19 protein-coding genes are annotated in these 19,945 nt (G+C 28.9%); 12 read left to right on the top strand and 7 right to left on the bottom strand.

What is annotated here, in order from left to right; genetic code table 11:
* Nucleotides 1-100: 100 nt before the first annotated feature.
* From L2Z92_RS16225 to L2Z92_RS16205, 5 genes are all read right to left on the bottom strand, one after another.
* A complete protein-coding gene (locus L2Z92_RS16225) occupies nucleotides 101-3,190 on the bottom strand; it encodes a lantibiotic dehydratase (protein ID WP_236455541.1) in 3,090 nt (1,029 codons plus the stop codon).
* Nucleotides 3,191-3,203: 13 nt separating this feature from the next.
* Nucleotides 3,204-4,079 (bottom strand): LLM class flavin-dependent oxidoreductase, encoded by an 876-nt coding sequence (locus L2Z92_RS16220; protein ID WP_236455539.1) that lies wholly within the window; start codon nucleotides 4,077-4,079, stop codon nucleotides 3,204-3,206.
* Nucleotides 4,080-4,113: 34 nt separating this feature from the next.
* Nucleotides 4,114-5,316 (bottom strand): lanthionine synthetase LanC family protein, encoded by a 1,203-nt coding sequence (locus tag L2Z92_RS16215; RefSeq protein ID WP_236455537.1) that lies wholly within the window; start codon nucleotides 5,314-5,316, stop codon nucleotides 4,114-4,116.
* An 89-nt stretch (nucleotides 5,317-5,405) separates the two neighbouring features.
* Nucleotides 5,406-5,675, bottom strand: coding sequence for a class I lanthipeptide (locus L2Z92_RS16210; RefSeq protein ID WP_236455535.1), 270 nt, complete (start codon nucleotides 5,673-5,675; stop codon nucleotides 5,406-5,408).
* Between the two features lie 280 nt (nucleotides 5,676-5,955).
* Nucleotides 5,956-6,210 (bottom strand): class I lanthipeptide, encoded by a 255-nt coding sequence (locus L2Z92_RS16205; protein WP_236455533.1) that lies wholly within the window; start codon nucleotides 6,208-6,210, stop codon nucleotides 5,956-5,958.
* 641 nt (nucleotides 6,211-6,851) lie between these two features.
* Between L2Z92_RS16205 and L2Z92_RS16200 the strand changes: the two genes are divergently transcribed.
* Entirely contained in the window at nucleotides 6,852-7,460 is a 609-nt protein-coding gene (locus L2Z92_RS16200) for a YkgJ family cysteine cluster protein (RefSeq protein ID WP_236455531.1), read from the top strand.
* A gap of 167 nt (nucleotides 7,461-7,627) precedes the next feature.
* On the opposite strand, the gene L2Z92_RS16195 is transcribed toward L2Z92_RS16200, so the two are convergent.
* Nucleotides 7,628-8,308 (bottom strand): hypothetical protein, encoded by a 681-nt coding sequence (locus L2Z92_RS16195; RefSeq protein ID WP_236455529.1) that lies wholly within the window; start codon nucleotides 8,306-8,308, stop codon nucleotides 7,628-7,630.
* 580 nt (nucleotides 8,309-8,888) lie between these two features.
* On the opposite strand from L2Z92_RS16195, the gene L2Z92_RS16190 reads away from it, so the two are divergent.
* The 4 genes from L2Z92_RS16190 to L2Z92_RS16175 all read left to right on the top strand — a co-directional run bounded on the left by L2Z92_RS16190 (nucleotide 8,889) and on the right by L2Z92_RS16175 (nucleotide 12,192).
* A complete protein-coding gene (locus tag L2Z92_RS16190) occupies nucleotides 8,889-9,599 on the top strand; it encodes a hypothetical protein (RefSeq protein ID WP_236455528.1) in 711 nt (236 codons plus the stop codon).
* Nucleotides 9,600-9,952: 353 nt separating this feature from the next.
* Nucleotides 9,953-10,672, top strand: coding sequence for a hypothetical protein (locus tag L2Z92_RS16185; protein ID WP_236455527.1), 720 nt, complete (start codon nucleotides 9,953-9,955; stop codon nucleotides 10,670-10,672).
* A gap of 332 nt (nucleotides 10,673-11,004) precedes the next feature.
* Nucleotides 11,005-11,703: an SMI1/KNR4 family protein gene (locus L2Z92_RS16180; protein ID WP_236455526.1), complete on the top strand. Its 699-nt coding sequence runs from the start codon at nucleotides 11,005-11,007 to the stop codon at nucleotides 11,701-11,703.
* A gap of 138 nt (nucleotides 11,704-11,841) precedes the next feature.
* Nucleotides 11,842-12,192, top strand: a complete 351-nt coding sequence (locus tag L2Z92_RS16175; RefSeq protein WP_236455525.1) for a hypothetical protein — start codon at nucleotides 11,842-11,844, stop codon at nucleotides 12,190-12,192.
* A 166-nt stretch (nucleotides 12,193-12,358) separates the two neighbouring features.
* Here L2Z92_RS16175 and L2Z92_RS21415 read toward each other — a convergent pair whose 3' ends face one another.
* A complete protein-coding gene (locus L2Z92_RS21415; RefSeq protein ID WP_319800380.1) occupies nucleotides 12,359-12,616 on the bottom strand; it encodes a hypothetical protein in 258 nt (85 codons plus the stop codon).
* Nucleotides 12,617-12,670: 54 nt separating this feature from the next.
* Between L2Z92_RS21415 and L2Z92_RS16165 the strand changes: the two genes are divergently transcribed.
* From L2Z92_RS16165 to L2Z92_RS16135, 7 genes are all read left to right on the top strand, one after another.
* Nucleotides 12,671-13,093, top strand: a complete 423-nt coding sequence (locus L2Z92_RS16165; RefSeq protein ID WP_236455524.1) for a DsrE family protein — start codon at nucleotides 12,671-12,673, stop codon at nucleotides 13,091-13,093.
* Nucleotides 13,094-13,099: 6 nt separating this feature from the next.
* A complete protein-coding gene (locus tag L2Z92_RS16160) occupies nucleotides 13,100-14,116 on the top strand; it encodes a TQO small subunit DoxA domain-containing protein (RefSeq protein ID WP_236455523.1) in 1,017 nt (338 codons plus the stop codon).
* A gap of 217 nt (nucleotides 14,117-14,333) precedes the next feature.
* Nucleotides 14,334-15,146 carry a PhzF family phenazine biosynthesis protein gene (locus L2Z92_RS16155; RefSeq protein WP_236455521.1) on the top strand — a complete coding sequence of 271 codons (813 nt, stop codon included), beginning with the start codon at nucleotides 14,334-14,336 and terminating at the stop codon, nucleotides 15,144-15,146.
* Between the two features lie 156 nt (nucleotides 15,147-15,302).
* A complete protein-coding gene (locus L2Z92_RS16150) occupies nucleotides 15,303-16,166 on the top strand; it encodes a DKNYY domain-containing protein (RefSeq protein ID WP_236455519.1) in 864 nt (287 codons plus the stop codon).
* A gap of 399 nt (nucleotides 16,167-16,565) precedes the next feature.
* Nucleotides 16,566-17,162: a hypothetical protein gene (locus L2Z92_RS16145; protein ID WP_236455516.1), complete on the top strand. Its 597-nt coding sequence runs from the start codon at nucleotides 16,566-16,568 to the stop codon at nucleotides 17,160-17,162.
* A gap of 251 nt (nucleotides 17,163-17,413) precedes the next feature.
* Nucleotides 17,414-17,995 carry a hypothetical protein gene (locus tag L2Z92_RS16140; protein ID WP_236455515.1) on the top strand — a complete coding sequence of 194 codons (582 nt, stop codon included), beginning with the start codon at nucleotides 17,414-17,416 and terminating at the stop codon, nucleotides 17,993-17,995.
* A gap of 1,460 nt (nucleotides 17,996-19,455) precedes the next feature.
* Entirely contained in the window at nucleotides 19,456-19,788 is a 333-nt protein-coding gene (locus L2Z92_RS16135; RefSeq protein ID WP_236455513.1) for a hypothetical protein, read from the top strand.
* Nucleotides 19,789-19,945: the final 157 nt, after the last annotated feature.

Raw genomic sequence — 19,945 nt, 5'->3', positions numbered from 1 at the left:
AAAGCATAGCATCGCTACGTTTTTTATTTTATATTGAAATAGCGAGGAAAAAAGGCCGTTTTATTCCAGTAAATTCAAGTGATAAATGGTATTAAAGAAGTTATACTTTTACTTTTGCATATTTCTTTCTAGCTATAAATGATTTAAAATGCCTTGAAAGCAATTCATAAATTACAAACTCATTATGACGTTGTTTTGCATTAAAAATTCTATTGTGCATCATGTGTATATAACTAAAAACTAAATTATGAAACTCTCTATCTTCATATTTAATTCCTAATGATTCAATCAGACTTTTATTCGCATAGCTTCTCTCATTTAACAACTCTAATAAGGGCAAAATTTCTCTTTCAGCATCTTTTTCATATAACATTAAATCCTCAACTTCACTTCTCATTTTACGGTACTTCTCGTTCAATTGCTTTCTAAGAAAAGTATTTCCGTTGTTTTCTATGAAAAAATTCTCTGCTACTTTTTCTGTAAAGGCTGCTTTTTGTTCTAAATCTAAACCAAAATCATCTAAATATTGATCGGTAGCTCTAAGGGCAATTTGCCATTTAATGGTTGTTCCTATTTCTGGATCTAAATAGTTAATGAAATTAGTACAAAACACACTATCTAAATGAAACAACTTTTCTGAGGTTTCCATATTTTCAACACCATAACGTTCAATTTCTTTATTGTAAGTATCCAATTGAACTTTTGCAACTAATCCGTTATTATGTAATTCGGACAAAGCCTCATTAATTAGTTTCATTATCGAATCGTAATCGTTTGTGTTTTCTAAGTGTAAACGAAAACGCAAATGATAATCACTATCAAAATAACGAAGATAGAACCATTTTTTAATTTTACCTTTTTCTGATAAATCTTCAATGATTGGTAATATAATTTCGGTCAGTAAATAATCTGATGTTTTAACACCACAATAGACTTTAAAATACAACCATTCACTTCCTGGTAAAAAATAGCGTGAAACTTCAGTTTGTTTTTCATCATTAAAATTGATCTTTGGAAACTTGGTTTCTTCATTCAACAAGAAAGCAACACATTCATTCGTAAAACAATTTCCGTCATTATCTTTTATTAATGCCTGATCTGTATCAAAGAGAAATTCTTCCAAATGAATAGATCCTCTATTTTTTATTGTATCAATAAATGAAAAAATTGCTATTTCTTCATCTGTATTAATAAGCAATTCATTATCTCCATCAACTAATAAAAATAAATCTGGCAAATTGAATTTACTTTTAAACTCATTAAATGCTTTTATAGTCTTCGCATCGCTATTTCCTTTCAATAACGGTTCGAAATCAGTTTTATTCAATTGCCATGTTGCTGCTTTCAAAACTACATTTTTATATTCGACACGTGGAAGAAAACGAAACTGAGAAGCTAAAGAGCCCCAATTAAAATACAATGAAGGTTTTGAATAAAATTGCAATTGCAAATCGCAAAGAAAATGATAAACAGGCAATGAGTTAAAACTAAAGTTATGAGCGTTTCCTAATCTTGGAATGATTTGCTTGTTTAGTTTTTTACTACGTAAAATGATATTTCCGTTTCTAATAGACACGTACAAATCGGAAATCTGAATTTGAAACTGTTCTTCTTTATTCGATTTTGCCAAATATGCCATTTCATAGGTTCTCATATCTGGTCTTGAAAGAATATTTCCAATTCTACTTTCTGGCAAATGTGCAATCTCTGCTAATATACTATCATTAGCATGCGATTCTTCATGTGCTGTAATATCGGTTATTATTTTAGCAATTTCTTCATTACCATGCCCAAAACGCCCTATAAGTAAATTAGCCGTTGCACCCGCAATCGCATCCAACTGTATTTTTTCAGTTTCAGCATTTAAAACATTAAATTTAATGGCAAAAGAATGCGGTAAATTTGTGTTTGTATAATCAATATCTTTAAAATCTTCTTCTGTTATTGTTAAAACTTTTAAATCCTCTTTATGTGATTTTAGCAATAATTCAAATAATCTTTTTTGTTGTACTGTCCATTTGATTTCAAAATCTTGTTGTGCGTTTCCAATTTCAAGATCATCAATTAAGTAGTTTACTCCGACTGTATTTTTATTTGGATATCCAATACCATTTTCAACATCTAATACTTGTAATAAAGGCATTTCTGCTTCTTCATAGCGTTCTGAAAAATTCTTTTTGAAATTTTCTAGCGTAGTATTATTATAATTGGGTGTGATTTTATTTAAAAATGCAATGACATCCGAAATTGAATCTTGAATTGAACTATTCAATTGTGCTTCTTCTGTTTTAAAATATAAATCGGTTTGAAAAAGATTAGTTTCTGGAATATCTTTTAAGAATAACTTAATTTTGCTATGTAATACTTCATAAGTTTTCTCTTCATTAATTACGTTTTCATCAATTGTATTAAGATCTTCTTTAATCTCTAAAAGCAAACGTATCGTCTCTGTTAAGCCTTCTGAAGGATGATTACTTTGAATCTCATGAAGTTTATCTATTAATACTTCATAGAACTCCTTACCTGTTACACTAGGCTCAAAATCACTTACTAAAAGCTGAAAGTTGATTAATTCTTTAATAAATGGAGTTGCTTCTTCTTCTTCAATACCTAAACCAATCAAAGTGTTGACCAGTTCTAATGCTGTTTTACCTTCTGTTGCACTTTCAAGGATTTGCTCTAAATAATCAGAAAAATCTACTTTACTAATTTTATGCACTCTCCTACCTGCTGCATAATAATATTCTACATATCTATAAAAGGAGTCTATTTTGTAAATACTATTATTTGGGAAAAACTTCACATAAGGTTGAACGAAATCTTTGTTCTCAATCTCTTTTGCCAACATACAAATAACATTCATATCTGGTCTTGTTCTTCTTATAATCTTATCATTCGGATTGGCATTTAGTACGATCTTATTATCATTACCAAATTCGCCTGTTCCTAATCCTGCAAATAGTCCAAAAGGGGTGCAACGAGAACTTGCCCTACTTAAATACTTATAATATGCAATGTTTAATTTCTTGATTTCCTTTTGGCTTTCTATTTTTCCTTCTTTATATTTTTCATATTCTCTTCTTAAAGATGGAGAAGTTATATAAATTGCCTCAGAAAATAGTTTATCTGTTGTGCTTTTCAAAAAAGGATATAATGGTGTTCTAAAAATAAACTTTGAAAGGTATTTCATTTGCTACTATTTATTATGCACTTACAGTTGTTTTAAAAACCTCCATAAGCAATTGCTTTTCTTCTATTGTTTCTCCAAGATTTAGAATAATAATTTCATCTACATTATACAACTTGGCTTGTTGTTCTAAAAAAGGAATAAAATATTCTGGTTTCCCTGAAAAATTCAACATTATATTTTTTGTTTTTTCTCGAATCTCTTCAATTCTTTTGTCACTCTTACTACAAAAAGCACTTAGTGTTATGTTTACATTAAGTTCCTTTTGATGCTTTTTAAAATAGGCTTCCTTCAACTCTTTAATAATATTGGGCGAAGGCATTCCATTAATGAGATGAAATAATGAAAGTGAAAAATTAGTTTGCTCTTGAATTATAAAATCTTGACTTGAATTACTTGTTCCTAAAATCCATAATTCGGGTGATTCTCCTTGCTTGGGTGGCAAAATTATATCGGTTACTTCATCATTAATTAGACTTTTAATTTTTTTAACCCTATTAAAAAAATCCTCCATGTTTTTTTTCCAATCTCCACCATCAACAAGTTCCAAACTTTTATGTACTTCTGTTTTTCCTTTAGCTAAGCCCAAATCAATTCGGGAAGGATAAAGATTAGCTAATAATTTATAATGATAGGCCGTATTAATTGGAGCGTGCAAACCAACAAGTACACCCGCAGAACCAATTCTTATATTTTCGGTATAGCCTGCTAATAATGGTAAAATTAAATCCGGATTCTTCCAAGCTAAGTTATCTTCATGATGTTCACTAAGCCAATATCTAGAAAAACCGAGTTCTTCTGCCATTTGTGTCATTTCAATAGTTTCATGTATTGTTGATATTGCATTGGAATCTTTTTGTATTGTTCCAAAATCTAATATACCATACTTCATAATTATATTTTAAAGTTGAATCTTTCTTTTTTTACTAGAGCATTAATGCCTTTTTCCAAGGCAATTCTTTCTGTAATAAAGTTGCCATAAAAACCATTCCTATTCCTGTAGCTCCTTCTAATAAAGAAGAATTATATTCGTAAATCTTTTTTCCTCCTAAATAGGTTTTGTAGCCTGCAATTCCATCTTCATGAACCGCTAAATCTAATGTAACATTGAACCAATAGTCTGCCGTTTCTAAAAATAATTGCTCTTTTGTTAATTGATAAATAGATCGATACACTTCAGATAAACCACAACTTCCATGGCAGAAATTACCATCCGCAACATTTTCTTTTACTACTTCTCTCCTTTGTGCTGTATGCTTCAATATAGTCAAAGCATATTCTTTAAGTTCCGCATCGTTTAAAGTCTCACCTGCTCTATACAATTCTGTTCCAATACCTAAATCACCATAGCACCAAGCCAATCTACTTGTAAAGGGTTGATGATTTTCTAATTTAATCCATGATGGGAAATAGCTAGCATTTGTTGCAATCGGATTTTGATTTAATCGGTATACGTTAATCATTCGCTTTAAAGCTGCAACTAATGCTTCTGAATACAGTTCTTCATGTTGCAAACAACGAACGATATAATGCATTGTTGCTGCCATTCCATGGGAAAGACTTAAGTTGATTACATTTTCTTTTTCTCCAGCTCCTTTTAAGATGGGAGAAATATAATGAAGTGTGTCTTGTGTTGGATTGTATATTCCGCTTGCGATTAACTTTTCATTGAATTCGTTTAGAAAGGCAAAACAAATTGGAAATTTTTTCGCAATATCAAGGAGAAAGTTTGCTGGCCCGAGAGCACCATGAAGAAAATCGAAATCTTTTTCTTCTGTTTTCTCCATCATATAATTAGCAATACTAGGAATAGAATCTGAAAAATAACTATCAAAATCAATATCGATATGTCCCGATTCTAAAAGATTGTTCAATGCCCAAAGAAATCCGGTAACTCCATTAGAATAGCTAAAGTCCAAATGAAAATTTCCATTATTAATATTAGTATATAGGTCAACTATAATTTCTTCAACAACCTCTAAATATTTGTCATCTTTAGTATATTCTGCATAATAACTTAATAAAAATAATGAACCTGTGTTTCCAGATAGCAAACTCATGCTATTATAGTTATGGTCCATTATTATTTCTACAATCTCTTTTGTTTTTTGTTCTAATATTTCTTTCATTCAACTTTAGAATTTCTTTTGGACTCTATATTTTAAAAAGATAGCTTTCTAAATATAGAAAGCTATCTTTTATTATTTCTTTAAAAAAATTATGGACAGTATACATCTCCACATTTAGAATTACATGCTGTAGCATCTTGTGTTGGACAAATTAATGTTGGACAATTTTGCGTAAGCACTATTGTACATGTGAAATTTACTGTTTGACAAGTATCTGTTACACAAAATTTAGTACCATTATTACACCCTTTAAGCGTCATAAACGTACCTCCATTTACCCTCTTTAACTCTGCTTCGTTTAATCGTGTTACTGTCTCTTTGTTAAGGTTTAGCTTACCTTCTAATTTAATTTTTTTCATTGTCTTAGTTTGTTTCTGATTTGTATTGTTTTTAACGCTTTGTCAAATTGGTGTATCCTTTACTTTTTAGATTTGATACACTTTAGCATCAAATTATATGTAAATACTTTCACTCCAACCAAATTTAACAAAAAAAACACATGAAAATAATCTCTAAAAAACTTTAACTATAATTACAGAAAAACTGTAAAGCGCTATTTACCTATCATTTATAATTAAAAAAAATGACTTTCAGTACGTACTGAAAGCCATTCTTCAAATATTTAAACATGTCTAATTATTATGGACACTGCATGTCTCCACATCCTGATTGGCAAATGCTTCCACCTTCTGTATGAGGAACACAAACATTTGGACAAGAACCAGTTGGACACCCTACAGTTGGGCAAGTTGCTGTTGCGCAATTTCTTGTTTTATTACAATGATAAAGTGTAAACCATGCTCCACCATTTAGGTTTTTCATTTGAGCATCATTCAATTTAGTAACCGTTTCTTTGTTAAGGTTTAGTTTACCTTCTAATTTGATTTTTTTCATTGTTTTAAGATTTAAATTTGTTATTGTTTATTTGAAATCGTACTCAATTTGTATTATGAAATAGTAAAACATACTTTCGAAATAAGAATATATGCTATTTTATTAACTTAAATAATACTAATCATTTATTTTTTTAACAATCCAAATTTAGTAAAAAAAGCATATAAAAATCAGCTAATCCAAAGTTTAACTATAATTACAGAAAAAATGTAAAAAACTATTAATCAAACACTTCTGCTAATAATTTTAAGATAGATACAAATCTCTATCACATATAAAACCATAAATTAACTGTTTTAAATTTCATTTATACCCAATTTTAAATAACGTGATTAATTAGGAGTCCCATCTAAAAGTTAATTAGAAAAACCGTCAAATTCAGTGATTTTTTATAGTGAAAAGGAACAAACTTCTCGATATACTTTTCGCTTGAAATGACGTGTATCAAAATTAGATACTAAACAAAAAAATTACTTATCTTTGATACAATTCTCTATCGAAAATCAATCAAACTGACGTCAATTTTATTGCATCTAAATCACCTTGATTAGGTTTTAATTTGGTCGAAACATAAAGAAAACAAAATTTGTTCACAATCAAAGTACCAATAGCATTTAATAAGACTACCTTGTGTAAAAAATATGTCTATAGAAAAGCGTGTGCTCCAAGTTGAAGCCTTATTTTCAAAACTTGAATTAGAAATTACAAGCTTTCAAAATCATACAAAATTGAGTTGTGTTGCAGGTTGTGGAAAGTGTTGTACCAATCCTGAAATTGATGCTTCTCCTCTAGAATTCTTACCATGGGCATTTCATCTTTATTTGAATGGAAATGCACAACAAATTTTAATTGAACTACAAAAAAATAAAAGTACCATCTGTTATATTTATAGTCCATTATATGTTATCGACAAAAATTCAGGAAGTTGTAGTGCATATAAATACAGAGGACTCATTTGTAGATTATTTGGTTATGGAGCCAATAAAGATAAATATGGACAATTTCGTTTGGCTACTTGCAAAATAATTAAAGAAGGGCAAAAAGAGGCTTTCGACAAATCGAATGAAGCAATAAACAACGGACTACCCGTACCTATTTTTACCGATTATTATATGAATCTTTCTCAAATTGATTTTAGATTAGGCAATCAAATTGTACCAATAAATCGTGCTTTACAGTTTGCTATTGAAGAAGTATTACAATACTATTCGTACCGACCTATGCCAAATGGATATCCTAATTGCGCTTAAGCGTTTATTATTATAAAATTGAATGCAACTCTAACTGTTTGAAAAAGTCTATTAATGGTTTTGAAAAATAGGTTGCACTACCCTCTATCATTTAAATTTACTCTAAAAAAGAAAAAACCCCTTGAAGGAGTTTTTTTATAGTTGCTTTTTTTTAATACAATTTCACATTAGTACTTTTCTTTTTGAAAACCCCAATCACGTAATTCATGCTTGTAGGTATCAGGATAATTTGCTTTTAAGAGATTTATAATAGCATTTAATCCTTTTTTCAAGCTCTTTTTAAGCTCATTCTTATCACCCACTTTAACAGCAACTTGTCCGTCTACTGCCGAAGCTTGTCCAACAAAAGTACTATATTGTGCCGCTATGGGAGTCCAAAAAAGAAGACCATATTCTTTGTCTTCAAAACCATGTACTGTTATTGCCTCAATCATCAATTTTAAAGCTGCAATACGTTTATTTTGATCCAAAGGAAAAACGTATTTATTCGTTTTGTGTTCAATACCAAACGCAGCATAATAACTCGGTGCATTCTCTTTTTTATATTTATCGGTAATATACCCCTTCACGTAAGACAACGCATTGTCTATCTCTTTGTCTAAGGTTTTTAAAGATTGCGTCAATTGAGGTCTTGAAGCACCCTTTTGCAACCTCGTTTCTAAAGTAGCGTTAAAACTAGTGGCATCTGCTTCAAATTGTATAGCGGTTAACCATTTTAAAGTAAGCTCATCGTTAGCCATCCATTTTGCACTAACGTTTGTAACCACGTTACCAAAATTGATATCGGCAGCTGGTAAATTACGTTTTTTTGTCGGTTTTGTGTTTTCCGAATTCGATTTTGTTTCCATACTATTTATAGAATTAAATTAATAAAATTTAGCATTAACAAACTATATGCCAATTTTGTAGTTTAAATAGTGAAAAAATCATAATTTTTTATTTTTTTACTAATCCTGTGAAAACTTGTAATGAAAGGAATAAGAAACAATTTTGTAAGCACTAAATTGCTACAGTCACCTACTATAATACACAGTCTAACAGTACACATTACTGTAGTAACCTACTATGATGCACCGTGTAACAGTACACATTACTGTAGTAACCTACTATGATGCAAAGTGTAACAGTACACATTACTATAGCAACCTACTATGATGCACGGTGTAACAGTACACATTACTATAGCAACCTATTATGATGCACAATGTAACAGTACACATTACTGTAGTAACCTACTATTATGCACAGTACAACAGTATACATTACAGCACTATTCATTTATTTATTTTTTTGAGTTAAGTGTAATTTTATAAAAATAGGATAACTTAAAAATGCTATTTTTACTCTTATATATAATCAATTTTAAAATAAACGAAGGTTTATAGATAAGCTGATGTTATAGCTCATTATAAAAAATTATGGATAAAAATGAAAAAAAGAATTATAATATTAATATCATTATTACTATCTACAAGTTGCTTTTATGATACAACTTGGGATATTCAATTATGGGAACAGAAAATAGAAAATTCGAATTTATCAATATTTAAATTTGATGCATCAGGTGGTCGAGATTCAATGATTTCAGGTATGAAAATATTAAAATCTAAAAATGGATTTAATCAAAAAGATGTGACTTCTAGCGAGAAATTATCTTATTTACTACAAATACCAAATAATAATGAAATTAAAGGAGTTTATAGACTCGACAACCCAAGTATACAAAATGTAAAAGGTGTTAATCTCAAAAAAATAAATACAGACATTAAGGGATATCATGACTACCATGGAAAACGTAAACAAGCTCAACATATTAATGGTCATTATAAATTTAAAACATTTAAAGAAACTAGAGATAGTATCATTTTTTATTCAAACAACTCTGTTTACGTTAATGACATTGACTTTAAAAGGATATCAATTCCTAAAGGAAATGTATACTTAATGAGTTCAAGAGATAATATGAATGTAACTAGAATTACCTCTGAAACAGTAGTTTTCATGAAAGAAGAAAAAACGGGAGAAGTGAAAATTTATACCGAACACATAGTATTTGATCCAATAAATGAAATTAAATTAAATGAATTTACGAATTATGGAATTTATAAACCTGTGAAAAAACTACAGGCAATCAAGTAAACGGTTCCTCCAAAAACTAACCGAGTACGACCAAATTAACTAAGCGGTAACGTGAAAACTATTTATTTTATAGCTACTATTTGTTAGCTAAGTTTTAAATATTATTGTGTGCACAGTTTGAAAATTTGCTTAATCGTTACGTTAAGATACTCAAGCGATTGGGGTTTATTGGCTAATTTTAATTTTTGTAATGATGAAACATTACATTCAGAAAAGTTTTTTTTGTGTATCTTAAATCCGCTATTTTTACTTCAATTTATAACATAAAGTAAAATAAACGAAGGTTTTTAGACAAACTGACGTTAGCTGTCAGGCTATGAGACCCAAGAAACAGAACTAAATTTTAATAGAAAATGGCAGAAATTAAATTATTCCCCAGTTTAGAGGACGTTTTTGAAAACCCAACAGATTTACATAAAGTAGTCTTTTTTCCACTCATTACAGTTGACCTAAACTCAATTGGTAAAGGAAATGGAAAAGTTCATTTTATTACAGTCCACGGAAACGGAGACCCAGACGAGGAAATTTCAGGAACAGACTTTGGTTATAATTTTATAAGGTTCAAAATAATTGGCGACAAATATAGATTTGATGGTAACTTTAATCAAATACCAAAATTTGAAAAAGCAATTGAATGGTACAAAGAGGCCGAAATTGTTTATAAAGAACATAAAGACAAATACTTAACAGACGCTGAATATACAAAAAAAGAGGATAAACGAAGAGAGAAAATAGATTTTGACTATTATTTTTATGTACGTGGAGTTATTAACTATTGGTTGACTAGAGACAAGTATATAGAAACAGGAAAGTTTATTCAAGGCAATGCTTACTCAAATGGAAATAGCGACCACGAAAGAGAACCTTATGAAACTTTGGGAGGTGTTTATGACGATGAATATGGACTTGAATATTTACAGGAAGTACTAGATGAATTGAAGATCAATTTTGAATCTTTGAATTTTGTAGGTAGTGTAACGGGTTATAATTATTCAGAATTAGGAGAAGACGAAATTTTACTTTTTTTACACGAGAAAGAAAATGAAGTATTTCAATACTTTAATTGGAGCTAAAGAGAAAGCACTAACGCTAACAGGCGTAGCTGTTGCATAACTAATTAAAGGCTTTAATTTTTAGTTTTTAATCATTTTAAAGAAATGAAAAGCATTAATATTTATGAATTTACAAAAATCATAAAATTAGTATTTAATTTAATATTATTAGTTGTGCAACATGTACACAGTTTTTACGCTATTACGGGTTTTGAGCTTAATTCAAGGTTAGTTTTGTATCTTTGAAGCAATGCTTAACCGAAAGTTTTGGTTTCTTTAATCCGCAACAGTCGTAAAGCCTGGGAAACGTTGGGTGTCACTTTGAGACCTAAAGTAAACCTAAAAGACAACATATGACATTAACAGAAATCGAAAAAGAATATAACTTCAAATATTCAGCACTTTATAAACAATTGGAACAAGACGGAATGCTTAATGTTGGCGAATATGGGCCAAATTGGTATAGCACTGTTTTTCCTAAACTCAAAGAAAATCCGACACTTCTTTTGCATTCATACGACTTTGAATTATTAAACACAAATTCTATTGCAGAGGAAATAAATGACTTTTCTGACCCAGAAGATTATCGACAAATAAATCCTGAATTTAAATTTATTCCATTTGCAAAAAGCGGTGCTGGCGACCATTATTGTTTTTTATTGAATGAACAAAATGGAGATGATATTCCAATTGTTTTCGTTTGGCACGACTGCAACGAGGTAAATTATCTTGCAAAAAATTTTCAACACTATATTTTCAGAACTTTGTTGACAGATATGTCAGAACAAGACACTTATAACAATGTTTCCGACAAAGAATTTAGAGAGAACATTGAAAGTGTTTTAAAGACACATACCAAGTATTTGACAGAGCAACAAACAGAAATCTTGAAAAGCGTATTGTCAAGACAAATAATTGATTATGAAATAGAGTTACCAAGGACAAAGGAGAAACACAGAGGACTTTTGACAGGCATAGAGCTTAAAAGAATATTAAATGAATTTATTCCTTACGAAAAAATGGACAAATCATTTGAATATTCTACTGAATAAATAAAAGCGAACGCCCAACATCGTTGCATTCGTACGACTTTACCTCAACAGTCGGCTTTCGTTAAGAAAAAAATAACATAATACCGAAAAAATTGTATCTATATTTGCAAAGTGAAAGAAAGTTGTAAAATAAATAAAATGAATTCAACCTTGTCTATTTTTGGACTTGTGTTGCTACTATTGCTTTCACCTTGTAAGGTTAGGAATTTTATTCAAGCTGAATTAGGAATTCCTCAAACCAACGTCTTAAACAAGAGTCAATCTACAATTTCACAATCAAATTGCCAGACTTTTGAGTTTTCTGAAACTATTCAGACTATCACAAAACCAACTTTTCAGCAATCTGACTTTCTAATATCGGAAGCCTCTCATTTTGATTTCACTTCCTATTTACTTAGGAATTCTTTTAATCTTAATACATCAAGAAACCTGTTGGTTTTTGATGTTCCTTTCTATATTTTATATCAGAACCTCAAGGTCTATTCGTAATTGATTTTCTAAATAAGAAAACGTAAAGCATTTATTATTTCTGCTATATCAATCAATTACAAATATCTAAAATGAAATTTCAAGAAAAAACACTTGAAGTTAGCTACAAATCTGTAGTTATACTTTGCATTATGCTTAGCCTAATTTTTATAATAGCAAGCACCAATCATTTTTTTAATACCGAAAAAACTGTGAGCAGAATAGAAAATTCCTCAATGGTTTTTATTGGAAATATTCTAGGAACACTAGAAACAGCTGTGATTCTATGAGGAATTGTAATGCTAATTACAAGCATTTCATTACTTCTTGGCTTTAAAACGAAAATGGCCTCAATAATATTAATAGCTATTTTAATTCCTATTACGCTAACTGTACAAGTTGGATAAATGACATCTCTAGGTCCACTTTTTAAGAATGTAGCCATACTTGGTGGACTTCTTTTTTTTAGTATTAATTCAAACTTAAAAATTCAAAAACAATGAAAAATTCAATCCTATTTATAACAACAATATTCCTCTTACTATTTGGAACATCGCTATTACAAGCACAAAATATTACCCCTAAAAAGAATAATTATTTAGTGCTTTCAAAAAACATACAACAACTCAAACCTGTATTGCTAACTGTCAATCAACTGGCAAAAGAAGACGGGAAAAAATATGGAGAGTTTTATGTAATCATTTGTGGTAAAACAGTGAATGACATTTCTGATAATTCAGATTTTAATGTACTGTTGGAAAAAGCAAAAGCTCAAAAGGTAAAAGTTTTTGTATGTGGAATTTCACTTTCAAAATTTAATATAAATCCAGAAACATTGCCAAGTAATCTTGAAATAACGCCCAATGGTATTTTATACAGCTTTCAACTTACTAAGAAAGGTTTTATCACTCTTACAATATAATATATTATGAAAACAGTAAATATAAAAAACGATGCAGGTCTTTTGGCATTAGCATTAAGATTAGTAGTAGGTTGGACTTATTTTTCGGCATTTTGGAGAAGAACTGTATTAGTCGACAAATTAGATCCTGAAGTGGCTGGATATATTGGCGAAAAGTTTAATGCTTTTTTACCCAATGCTTTAGGTATACAACCAATTATCCAATACTTGGTGGAGAACCCAGATGTGCTTTGGATAAATATGGTAATATTTACCATTGTAGAAGGTATTGTTGGATTATTTATAATGTTTGGGTTATTCACTCGAATTATGAGTATTGGCGTATTTGGCTTAGCTATGGGGATTCTTCTTGGTTCGGGTTGGATAGGTACAACCTGTCTAGATGAATGGCAAATTGGTGTCTTAGGAATAGCTACAGGTTTTGTTTTATTTTTAACAGGAAGTGGAAAATATTCTATGGATAACTATTTAATAAAACACAATTTTACTATTACCAAAAAGAAATGGTTTAGTTGGTTAGGTTCAGGAATTTCACCAATTAAAGAGCATCTATTTCCTAAAGTAGTATTAATGGGTTCACTATTTATTTTTGGAATGACACTAATGACCAATCAAGTATTTCACGGAGGAGTTTGGGGAACACTTCATAACAAATCAGTAAAACCAAAGCTTGAAATAACTAATGGTGAAATTCAAAACAACACCCTTACTTTTGATGTCTTTAGAACCGAAGGAGTAGATGTTTATGGCTCTTGGGTTATAGGTATTAACTTATATGACAGTCAAAACAACTCAATTTTAGAATACACCCAAGAAAATTTAGCAACCTTGAACAAAAAGAGTATTTCAAACTACTATGTTGCTAAAATAAAACCAGGAAAACACAGTTTAATTGTGCCTTTAGGGGCAAAAGCAAAACTTAATTTGGAAAATGACATTTTATCAAACTTGCCTAAAGGAAAATATACTCTTAAAATTACAGACATAAGTGGTGCTTATTGGGTACATCAGATTGAAAAATAACAAAAGTTAACAAAGTATTAAACTTCTATTTTTGGGTTGTAAGTTGCTTTTTTAAGGTTTTTTAAGCGAATATTAATATTTGCAATGATCAAACATTACATTCAAAAAAGTTTTTTTGTGTAGCTTAAATCAGCTATTTTTACTTCAATTTTTTATTTAAAATAAACGAAAGTTTTTATACAAACTGGCGTTGTCGGTAATTAAAAAAATCAAATAAATGAAAGAACTTAAAATTTATCAAATTGATACATTTACAGACAAAGTGTTTTCTGGAAACCCAGCAGCAGTCTGTCCATTAGAAAATTGGTTGGAAGATGAAACAATGCTGAAAATTGCGGCTGAAAATAATCTTTCTGAAACAGCATTTTATGTAAAAAATAAAAATCAATTTGAAATTAGATGGTTTACCCCTACTGTTGAAGTCGATTTGTGCGGTCACGCAACTTTGGCAACTGCTTTTGTACTTTTTAACTTTGAAAATTACAACTCAAACAAAATAGAATTCTATTCACCAAGAAGTGGAAATTTAACTGTGAGAAAAGATGGCGATTGGTTAACGTTAAATTTTCCGTCTGATCAATTTAATGAAGTTGAATTATCAGAGGAGTTGAAAAGTGGATTCAACTTTAAACCTACAAAAGCATTTAAAGGAAAAACAGATTATTTGTTAAGGTTTGAAAATGAGCAACAAATAAAAGACATTGAAACCGACTTTAGTAAAATCGCAAAAGTCAATGCAAGAGGAATAATCATAACCGCTAGAGGAGAAAAATCTGATTTTGTATCAAGATTTTTTGCACCCCAAGTAGGAGTTAATGAAGACCCTGTATGTGGTTCAGCTCATACTTTTTTGACTCCATACTGGTCGGCAGAATTGAACAAAAATGAATTGACCGCTATTCAACTATCCGACAGAAAAGGATTTTTAAAATGCAAAAATTTAAACAAACGAGTTGAGTTGAGTGGACAAGCAAAATTATATTTAAAAGGAATAATTGAAATTGAATATAACTACCACCAAGAATGGTAGCTGTTGCACAACATTTATTAAGTCTTATTTTTTTTTAAATTTATGTATGTTTCTATAAAATTGATAAACTTAAAAAAATATTTTACTTTTATTTATAACCTATTTTAATATAAATGGAGGTTTTTAGACAAACTGACGTTGTAAACTATTAACACAATGAAAATATCTGCATACTTATTTCCAAATAATATTCCCATAGGTAGAGAATTTCAAATAATATCTACAATCACTATAAAAGATAATCGCCTTGTCGAAAATTATTATCAAGATCATAAAACTAATACACAAACCAATTTTTTTTTAGATGACATCAAAGGAAACCCTATATATGTTGATGAAGATGACTGTGAATGGCTAAGTCCAACTTTTCTCCGTAATCAAGAGGAATTATATGGATTCAGTCTTATTGAAAAAGGCAATTCTACAAAGCTGTTTTTAACGCGAATAAAAGCCAAAGTAGATTTTGAATCATTTAAAGCCATAGGACGATTTTATGCAAAAGACAAAAATGGTTTTTATTTTGGACCAGGAGGGAAAACAATTAAAGAAGATAATCTAAAATTATTTTTTGATGAGACCTATAGAGAAGAATTGAATAAATTAAATAATGATATAAATAATGACCCAATAGCTAACCTTTGGAATTCAAAAATTGCAGTCTCAGAAGAAAAAGTTTATTGGAATGGAAAATTAACAAAAGGTATCCATTCCAGTTTAAAACGTTTGACCCATTCATATTGGGCTGACGATTATTCGGTATTCGAATATAACCTGCAAAACCTAAAAAAAATTGAAGGTTTCGATAGAGAGACGTTAGTATATAGGAATAGTATTAATGGAAACTCAATTAATGAATTGCTAACCGATAAAAACAAACCAGCCTATTGTTATAAAAATGAGAGTGAACCGAACGAAAAATATGACTTTAAACGATTTGCTCCTCTTTTCATTAAACTAAGAGACACATTAGACAGAGACTATTGGTGGTACAAAATGGAAAACAATTTACAACACCAGTAGCTGTTGCACAACTTATCTTTAAGTCTTAATTTTTAAAATTTATGTCTGATTCAGTAAAATTGATAAACTTAAAATACTATTTTACCCATGTTTATAATATAACGAAGATTTTTAAACAAACTCACCTTATAGTGAATTTGAGAAACCAATGAAAATAGTGAAAAAAAATATGATTGGGAATAAAAAACAAACACGCAACAGCTAAGGTTTCGTTAGACTTGAAGTACCTACAATAAAATCGTGGTTGAACCATAAATAAAAAAACACACAAGAGATTTGAATTGTTTCTTTTTTTGAAATTAAATTCTAGCTATTTTTGTTCCTATTTATAATCTGTTTTTAATATAAACGGTGGTTTTTAGACAAACTAACGTTGGCAATAATTTTTACAAAAAAAGTATGAACAAGCAAAATTTACTTTTTACATTTTTAATTTCCATTACTTTGTTTTCATCTTGCTCTAAAAATGATGATAATATAACAAGTGATATTTCAACAAATAGCGGGAAATTAATTGTAAACGGTGTTGAAAAAACACTAACAAAAGGTTTTATTATACCAAATTATAATGGAACTGACGTAAACTATAATAAAAGAAGATTTTACTTTATTTTGACAAATGATGAAGTAACATTACAAAATAATAATTACATTTATTCAAATAATATAACTCAATTAATAGATTTTAACATGTATTGTTCTAGTCTAAATCCTGGAAGTGTACAATACACAACATATAATGTTAAAAATTCACATACTAATGTGGATTATAGCGATCCTTTTATTGATCATAGTGGAATAAATACAAATGTTGTAATTCAAAATGGAGCATTCGTTTCGGGAAATTCTTTAAGTTCTGATGATATGACAAGTGGACAAACAAGTATTTCATATAACAATGGTATTTATACAATCAATTTTTCTTTTTCAAAGGCACAAAATAATATTACTGGAACATATACAGGAACACTAAAAATCCTAAATTATCAATATTAATAAAGGAAAAATAAAAAAACTACTGATAAAAACTCTAGCTGTTGACCAACCTTCTTTAAATCTTAATATTTTAAATAATTATATATAAACAACTTATTTTAAAGCTGTTTTAAAGAGGTTATTTTAAATTGATGTCTAGTTCTATAAAATTGATGAGCTTAAAATACTATTTTTACTTTTATTTCTAATCTTTTTAACATAAACGCAGGTTTTTAGATAAACTGATGTTAACCAAAATATAAACCAAATCAATGGAAGTACTTTTTCACTTCATATTTCAGTTAATCAAAATAGGAGTTCTTGCATCGATTTATTCTTTTATAGTAATCGGGATTTTATTAATTATTGGAAAATCTAAACCGATTGAATATCTAAAAAGAGTAAAATCGGAAAAGAAAAAATATTGGTTTTCTTTTGGTTTCTTAATCTCAATTGGACTTTTTATTTTCTCGTTTACATATTGGGGAAATCACGGACTTGGAGATGGACCAATGATTCCAATCGGACATTGGGAAACGATTGAAAACATAAATTGGAATGAATACGGATATTTAAAAGGACAAAAAACTAGCGACGGAATTGATATTGAAACGACAAAGTTTAAAGTAACCAATGACAAATTGAGTGGAAATCTAAAAAGTTCGTTTTATGAGTTTGAGAACTCCTATTTTGTGTTGGACTTGAAAACGGACGAAATAACAGAATTCAAAACAGAATCTGAATTTAATAAATATGCTGCAAAGAATGAATTACCGAAATCAAATGAACTTTTGAGTTTTGAAGATAATTATAGAAACCATTGTAGTGGAATTAGATTTCTGCTGTTACCATAAAAACACTGTTGACAAAACTCCCATATAATTAGTGGCTAGTACTCGCAGATTTTCTATTCGTTTTTTATTTGCTAAATTAGTTGCTGAAAAAATGTAACTAATAATACACAAAAACGTTATGCGTTACTTTTAAAGAAAAATCACGGTAAATGATGGGATAAGATATTACCAAAATTACTTTTGAAAACATAATTTTATACTTTAGATAATGATGAATATTTTTCATCATTTACAATTGACAAAGGAAAAGGTTATATTGATAATAATTTTGGACAAGATTTGAAAAATTTTAAAATATTGTTTAAAAAGAGAAACTAAAACTGTTTGGTTTGTAAACGGTTAAAAGATAAACGATGATTTCAAAAAAAAAATGGTTTTCGGAAAATTACAATTGAAAACAATATTTATAATTGGAGATTTACAAGTATTATCCAAATAAGACCAAATGAAAATCCAAATAACAAACTTGAAATTGATTTCGGTTGGTATGATGAATGGCTATTTATAAATGATAAAGAAAATGAGCCTGAAAGTTATGAGTCAAAAAAGGTAATTCCAAGTTTCATAGAGAAATCAATTAAAAATGCAATTAAATTAGGTTGGAACATAGAAGCTAAAAACTTGCAATTAAAAATTAAATATAGAAACAAAATATTTACAATTAAAAAGTGATAAATATAAGAATAACACACAACAGCTAAGGTTTCGTTTAGCTTAAATAGCCAATAGTAAATTAAAATCACTGAACACAAAAAAATAAAGTAAACCGTCGTTGAACGAAGAATTTGAGATTCAGAAAGTAGATTCCATTCAGTATATATAGAAATTTATACTCCCGTAAGCAGAAATTAAAAATTCCTTTAAAAATTTATAATGAATTATATCTATATTTGAAAGAGTGTTTCCTTATAGCTGACACAAACAAGTTGTATGCAATTAAAACTAAACTTTATGAAAAAAAAATATTGATGAGTCAACTGAACAACATAATTTTAATAGACAATATTTTGAATTTTGTTTAAATCAAGAAACTAATGTTCCAATAGGTATAAAGGAGGAATAAAAGGATTTTTTTTTGTTGGAAATAAATCATATCAAATAATGTACCTTGGAGAAGAACAAAATTAATTGAAACATACCTGAATTCATTTAGACTGATAAAATAACTGCATAAATTGATTTTAAGAAATTACTTGTCTTTGAACAAATTGGAAATTCCGTAGGTATTTCAATTTGGTACTTACTTACTAAGTTAATTGCCAAAACACAAAACAAACCATATATAAACTCGTTAGCCACAATGCAAAAACCAATACCCTAAATGATTTTAATATTTTTATTTTTAACTCTAATAATATTAATTTCATATCCAATTATCGGATTTAAAATGATTAAAGCCTTTAGGAAAAAAAAATAGGCGGAAATTATACCGACTTTCAACCTTGTTAATAGTTTTAATATTGATTCCAGGCTTTTTTTGGCGAATACTTCCAGGTTCTGACTTTTTTTGGAAACCAATTGAAAAAATTCAAGAGAAAAATTATAACCTCGAATTAACTGGATTTGAATTTAATGATGGAAAATTAGTTTATATAGACGAATCAGAACGGTCTTTTAATGGAGATGGGTATTCAATTTGGATTTACGAAATTGACGAAAAAACTGCCAAATATTTTAAGAATCCGAATGATGAATTTTTCTCAAAATATCCAAATACTGAATTAAGAAGTAATTGGAAATCTGAATTTTGGAAAAAAAACACCTTTCGATCAAAAAGAACAGCAGTTTTTTAACTTTGCACATAGTTCTCTTGATAAACTTAAATTTGAATTAGAGGATTTGCTTATCGAAAAAGGAAATTACTATGCTTATGAATATTATATGCACAATTTTAGTGACGAAAATATATTTATTGGGAATATCGATTTTTATATAATCTGTCCAAATAGA

The organism is Flavobacterium jumunjinense, assembly GCF_021650975.2.
Classification (GTDB): domain Bacteria; phylum Bacteroidota; class Bacteroidia; order Flavobacteriales; family Flavobacteriaceae; genus Flavobacterium; species Flavobacterium jumunjinense.
The sequence above is the reverse complement of the archived record's forward strand: the minus strand, read 5'-3'. Positions and strand labels throughout refer to the sequence as shown.